General features: G+C 32.0%; 6 protein-coding genes, 1 tRNA gene and 1 pseudogene. 2 read left to right on the top strand and 6 right to left on the bottom strand.

What is annotated here, in order from left to right:
* Positions 1-552 precede the first annotated feature (552 nt).
* From WKH56_RS34975 to WKH56_RS34965, 3 genes and pseudogenes are all read right to left on the bottom strand, one after another.
* Complete coding sequence (locus WKH56_RS34975; protein ID WP_063247654.1) at positions 553-813, bottom strand: hypothetical protein; 261 nt, start codon at positions 811-813, stop codon at positions 553-555.
* Positions 814-1437: 624 nt separating this feature from the next.
* A pseudogene (locus tag WKH56_RS34970) lies at positions 1438-1881 on the bottom strand (DUF1796 family putative cysteine peptidase).
* 223 nt (positions 1882-2104) lie between these two features.
* Positions 2105-2839, bottom strand: coding sequence for a hypothetical protein (locus tag WKH56_RS34965; RefSeq protein WP_098113506.1), 735 nt, complete (start codon positions 2837-2839; stop codon positions 2105-2107).
* 187 nt (positions 2840-3026) lie between these two features.
* Here WKH56_RS34965 and WKH56_RS34960 point away from each other — a divergent pair, with 187 nt between their 5' ends.
* On the top strand, positions 3027-3875 hold the full coding sequence (locus tag WKH56_RS34960; protein WP_342837854.1) for a hypothetical protein: 849 nt from the start codon (positions 3027-3029) through the stop codon (positions 3873-3875).
* Between the two features lie 295 nt (positions 3876-4170).
* Positions 4171-4347, top strand: a complete 177-nt coding sequence (locus WKH56_RS34955) for a hypothetical protein (protein WP_158307790.1) — start codon at positions 4171-4173, stop codon at positions 4345-4347.
* A 78-nt stretch (positions 4348-4425) separates the two neighbouring features.
* Here WKH56_RS34955 and WKH56_RS34950 read toward each other — a convergent pair whose 3' ends face one another.
* From WKH56_RS34950 to WKH56_RS34940, 3 genes are all read right to left on the bottom strand, one after another.
* Positions 4426-4623: an IDEAL domain-containing protein gene (locus WKH56_RS34950; protein WP_014462077.1), complete on the bottom strand. Its 198-nt coding sequence runs from the start codon at positions 4621-4623 to the stop codon at positions 4426-4428.
* Between the two features lie 180 nt (positions 4624-4803).
* Positions 4804-5415 (bottom strand): recombinase family protein, encoded by a 612-nt coding sequence (locus WKH56_RS34945; RefSeq protein ID WP_342837851.1) that lies wholly within the window; start codon positions 5413-5415, stop codon positions 4804-4806.
* Between the two features lie 909 nt (positions 5416-6324).
* Positions 6325-6394, bottom strand: a tRNA-Glu gene (locus WKH56_RS34940).

Raw genomic sequence — 6394 nt, 5'->3', positions numbered from 1 at the left:
GACCCCTGTAGAATACAGAATTCAATCCTCATTAGCTGCCTAAATAACGTGTCTAACTTTTTGGGTTCAGTTCAAATGGGCTAGTAGTTTTTTCTGTTTTCAAGCTGTATATGGTATACAGCCTTAGTTAACATAAAACGTATTATCGGTATAAAGATTACGTTTATAGTAAAAGAAAACAGTGCCTTGATAATCAAGGCACTATTTATCATCACGTACTTCTTTTAAATAAATATATACTGTAGACTAACAATAAAATTACTAAAGATAAGGATATCCAATAAATACTCATTAGACTATTTGGAAAATAAGTAATAGCTCCATATAAAAGAAAAGCAGCTATCAGGAAAAAACAAATGAAGCGACCTAAATAACGTATCGAAAAGCGAACAACCTCTCTCACTTGATTTCCTCCTCCAAACAACATTATCTATATTTTACCAAATAATCTTACTAAAGATTACATGCAGTACAATTTTAGATTTACATAATCCATATTATAGGAAATCTTATCTCTAAAAAACCTCTGCTTCTTGGCAGAGGTTCAATCATTTATTTAGCTAGTTCTTTGACTAAATTAATAAAGTCCATTGAATACTGTTGATTTTTCTTTATCATCTTTACTCTTTTAGGATCTAAAAGGATTTTTTTAATCTTGTTATCCTTCCAAATAACAGTATTGTAAGATGGGACTTTATATAAATCTCTAAACCACTCTTCAGATGTTAATTCTTCTATTGCTAGTTTTAGTTTTGAATAAGAAGTTGGCCTCATTAAAATACCGTAAGACAGTAAATCTTTAAACTCCTCCATCTGATCACCTTCCCATATTCATATTTTATTGGATATCAGCAAATAAATGACTATGCATACTATATACAAAACAAGTTTACATAATACCTCTTTCCGGAACACATCGAAAAAGAGAACCCTTGGTAGGTAAGGGTTCTTCAAGAGGCACTCTTCATGAATTATGCAGCTTTTTATACATCCTTGATACATCAGCGTTTTATCTTGAGGTGAATAAAAGCCGAATGTATAAAAAGCACATTTTTTATACATATGCTCATACTTAAAAACACAGTATTTATTGTAATATTATTTTTTTATGTTACATTATGTAAAAATAACATTATTATTTACTTGCTGTGTTATTCATTCTTCGACGAGTGTGAATCATAAAAAAGCAACCTCTCTCCAATGCCATTAGGTATGAGGTTGCTTCTCTTATTTTGAAACTCTTCTTATGCTTTCATTTTATTGTTTTCTAGAACTTAATGTTATACCTTCTAAAACATAATTCTATGTTTCCAGGTCATTAGGGAGTCTCGGTACTTTGACTGCACATACTTTATCAATTCCCCAATTAATTTCACTTACACCCTTGAATCCTTCTTCAGGGCATAGAATAAGAATATTAAAATTACCTTTAACAATCTATTCTAAAATTGCTTGTAATTCTAAAGATTGCTCATAGGTAGCAGCCCATCTAATAAATAAAACAGATTCAGAGGTTGTGATTTTTTCTATAAAACGATTAATTCGATTTGTAAGTTTTTCTTTATAGGAGGTGTATGTGGCACTCCAATGTTGATGTGGAATGATTGGGAAATCGTGGACTGAAATAATATTATAATGAGTATCCTCTATTAAATAAGATTGCACCCCTTCAATTAAGACCCCATCATCGACAAATGCAAACGCTCCATCAGTTAGTTACATGTTTTCAAGTTCCATAAAATTGCTGAATTTATTTTTCAGTAACCTATTAACATCAGAAAGTGATAGAGATACACTCCAGTCTAGTGGTCCAGAGAATGTCCTTAAATTTAAGCGTTTTAATTCCATTGCAGGATTACAAGCACTGCCTAAGCTAACAATTACATCGTATTATCCCTTAATTTCTTTTAGGTTCAACAGAATTCTCCTTTTTTATGACCTACTATATTAAATAGTGAGTTGAATTGTACTAGTTGTAAAAAATATTAAATACAAAAGTGAAATTATAGGAAAAAATCCTTTTTAAACATTCTTTAAGTGCTAATAGTTTGGTTTATAATCTTTCGTTTTGTATATATCATGCACTACTTTTAAACTAGTTGATTTAATTAAAATATTTATAGAACAAACTATCGGGTACATCGGGCTTTTTGGGTTGATAACTTCTCATAACGCACATTGGACATTCAGAAATAAAATAATTTGTAACTTTAGGGTCGTCGTAACCGCCCCTATGGAGCCAAGCATGAAACATAGAGCCTATAAGCAGGCCGGCAGTTACATTCGGTTGTTGGAGTTGATATACATTAACAATCATAGATAACGGCGTTTGAGTCTTAGTGACTGTCGGTGGTAATTGTATTGTTATAGGAGAAGGGGTGTATATCCAATCTATCCTAGCTCTTTGGGATCGGCGAAGTCCATTGTCTTTAATGACTTCTGTCAATTGTTCCATAGCTAAATCTGTGGCCTGTTTTCCGTCTGTAACATTAACACCAAAATAACGTAAAGGCTGTAAGTTTTTCACCGCATATGTGTTCGTGCAATCAGCCAATTGTGATACACCATTATTAAATCCATTGTTCCATTTTTGTGTTAGATGCAACGACCAGTTAAATAATACACCTTTAATAGTGTCTTGAATTTTTTGTACCTGGTCTGGAGTAAACTGCTTGGAAATATCAAAGAAAATAGTTGGTGGTAAGTCAGAGATGCCTTGGGGGATAGGGACTGCAAAAGCTATTTCTCTATAAATTTGTAGTGGAAGGTATTGTAAGAACTCTTTATCTTGATTTTTTTGAATAGATTTCTCTAAATTTTGTTTACTATTCGTTAGCAATGTTATGTTCCCCTTTTTTAAAAGGTATTTATATTAACAGAATATGCTACCAATCAAAAAGAGTTTGGACATGCTTAAAAAGAAAATATTTATTATTTTACTTCTCTTAAATAAAGAAGCATTTTTATCATCGTACAAGCATTCCTTGATCTAATGAATAATATATCAAGAACAATAGACAGAAAGGGTGGTAAAAATAATTAAGAACGATAAAGGTAAAAGAGAAAATGACTGCGTTCAAAATCAACCAGGACTCCCACTAGCTACTACAGTTAATTTAGCAGTTGTAGGTGATAGTCATGTAGGTTTTTTAAACAGTCAAAGTATGTTCAATACCCTTTTGCAAAGAGTAGTGAACAATGGTAATAAACGATATATTATATTTGGTGGAGATGATGTACACGCTTTAGGTGCTTCTTCAATACAAGTAGCTGAAACATATTACCAACAGTTCACTAATATTTTAAATAATGTTTTAGGATCAATTCCCTTCAGATCTTCTATAGGAAACTGGGAGGCTACTAACAGAAATAACAGTAGAGCTTTATTTCGACAGTACATCAATCGTTATTTAACTGGCTATAGAGTTATTCCTGGAACACAAGGGTTGGTGCGTCATGTTTGGTTAGATAATGGTCGAGGCGGGGTATTTAGCCAGGATAGCTTAAACTTGCTAAGTAACTTAGATCCTAACTATTATTACATTATTGATTTTCATTGGCCTTTGAGAGTTCCAGGTATAAATACGGAAATACATGGTGATCATGTTATGACTCAAATGCAGACAAACATGTTTTTTAATGCTATACCCTCTAACGTAAGGAACAAAATTTTAGCGATTTTCACTCATCATGCACATAAATTTTTTGCTAACTCAGTTACAATCAATCCTAACTTTCCTAATACCTCGTTTTTTGTAACTGGATGTTCAGGGGACTATGCATGTATATCCAGCGAGAGAGGATACTATGAATTAAATTTAACAGTCCAAAATAATATAGCTACTTTGCAAACCATAAAAACTCGCGTTCAATAGCTTGAGGAATAAAGAAGACTACATTAAGAGTAGGTAGGGTAACCTTAGGCAACTTTCCATTCTCAAAATGCAAAAATCGCCAGCTTATATAACTAGCGAAAAGCTGCATTTATTATTTCATTTGTATAAGTTTACTTTTTATAACATATTATCTCCTTTATCTCACAACTTACTATTTCTTAGTACGTATGATCGTGTTACATTAAAAGATAAAACTATTCCTTTGATCTTTAAGGAAGATAGTTTTATCTTCTTTTTACAATATGTCTCCATCAATCCGGAAAGGGAGGATTTTATGAGTAACATTCTTAACTTTAATAAGTTTCAAAGACATAAAATAATGAAGAAATTTCTTCGTTGCGCTTTAGTAACAGGAGCAATTATGATCTGCTGCATGCTTGCTTATTTACTAATCTTAATAGAAATATATTCTCCTGCTCATTATCCCATTTATATTGAAGCTAAACCATAATAATTGTGTTCTTAACCTCTTATGAAAGATACTCAGTCTGGTTTGTTTATATAATGACTTCCTATTTCTAATTATTTACTAAGATACAAATTTTAGTTCATCCGTTAAACGCAAAAAAGCTTCTTTGTCTTTATTCTTTAAGGACTGATCAATCTCTTCAAGAATTTTACCTCTTTTGAATTGTTTCGTTACTTGACTTAAAAACAATTCAGCTAATATTTCATCAGATATATTTTTTTCAATTTGACTCATTTCGTTGGATATATTATTTTCCATAAACGATTAACCCCTTTATCATTTCTCTTTTAAAAATAGTGTTTCCTTTTTTCATTGTTTTAATACGAGATTAATAGATAAATTAGTATATAGAAGAATGTGGAATAAAAGATAACTTGACACAAAGAATAATATTTATTTCAAAGCTCTAAAGGTAAAACATAAACTAGCTTAAACAGTTTACATATTCATTGAATCCTCATGTTGTTTTACTAATTTATAAAACGTTGTCTTTTTTACATTCGCTTCCTTCATTGCCTGTACGGCTGTAATTTCATTTCGTTTCCAACGGTTATAAGCCTCAATAAAATCTTGGCTAACTTGGGCTTTAGGACGGCCAAAAGATATACCACTCTTCAGCGCAGCATTAATTCCTTCTCGCTGGCGTTTACGAATACGATCTCGTTCTTCTTGCGCCATCCAGGACAAAATTTGAAGAACCAAATCTGCAATAAAGGTTCCCAAACTATCCTTATACTGAGTCGTATCCAGCAAAGGCATATCCAAGACAACAATGTCTGCCTCAATTTCTTTCGTAATAGCATTCCACTCTTGTAAAATTTCTTCTTTGTTACGACCAAAACGATCTAGTGAATGAATGTAAAGAATATCTCCTTTACGAATCATTCGTTTTAGTAATTGGTACTGTTCTCGATTGAAATTCTTTCCACTTTGTTTATCCATGAAAATATCTCGAGGAGAAATGCCCACTTCTTCCATGGACTGAAGTTGTCGTCCTTCATTTTGATCTCGGCTGCTTACACGGATATATCCAAATTTTCTATTTTCCATTTTTATACTCCCTTTTGTGTCTATCTTCTTTTTATTCTACCAAAAACGTTCGTAAAAGTGTATTAGATAAAGAGAACGTTCGTAATTACTTTTCTTACTTAAACGAACGATAAAAACAGTAGATTTCTTATATAAAAGGAAAGTTCGTAAAAGTATACTTTTACGAACTTTCCTTTTATATATTTATTAAATGTATAGAAGTATTTCCTTAGTGATTTAAACATTAGCCAAATAACTATGTCATGAACAATACATAGGAAATTGATATTATATTCCCTATTAAATTAATGTGATAAGAAGAAAGGTCTAAATTTATGCAGAGATTATTTAATTACAGCATTTATTAATAAAAAACATTAAATTATATGTCTTTAACGTGCAGAGAAACGCTCTGTAAGGAATTTAACTTTTGTTTTACACACAATGGGGGGATTAGATACAAATTTTCAGCAATTAAGAAAAGAGATTAGCACAACTTTTATAAAGGCATTTATATTAAGGAGAATATTTTATTTAAGGTTTTAAGTTATTAATACATAAAATGGTGGAGATCTTTAAACATTGTTTCTCGTTACAGAAGAGTCCATTCGGTTAAGGTCTATGAAAGTTGACCGTTTTTTGGTCATCACCTGTTTGTTCGAATCATCCTCTAAAGACCCCGTACCATCACATTGTACTATTGAGCAGATTCAAAGAACGCTTTTTCCGTTACGTCTCCTTCAACATCAGCAGCTTCTGCTGATCCAGAAGAACCTCCTAAATTCGGTAGAGCTAATGGAATCGCTAACTAAATAACTAAACCTACGGCAGAAGCTACCACAGCTTATTTCGCTTTTCTTATTCAATCTCCTCCTAATTTTATTTAATAGAAATAAAAAAGCAGTTTGCAAATGCAAACTGCTTTTTTGATGACCCGTACGGGATTCGAACCCGTGTTACCGCCGTGAAAGGGCGGTGTCTTAACCGCTTGACCAACGGG

Source organism: Priestia sp. SB1 (assembly GCF_038898415.1).
Note: the sequence above shows the minus strand (reverse complement) of the source record. Positions and strands in the feature narration are given on the sequence as shown.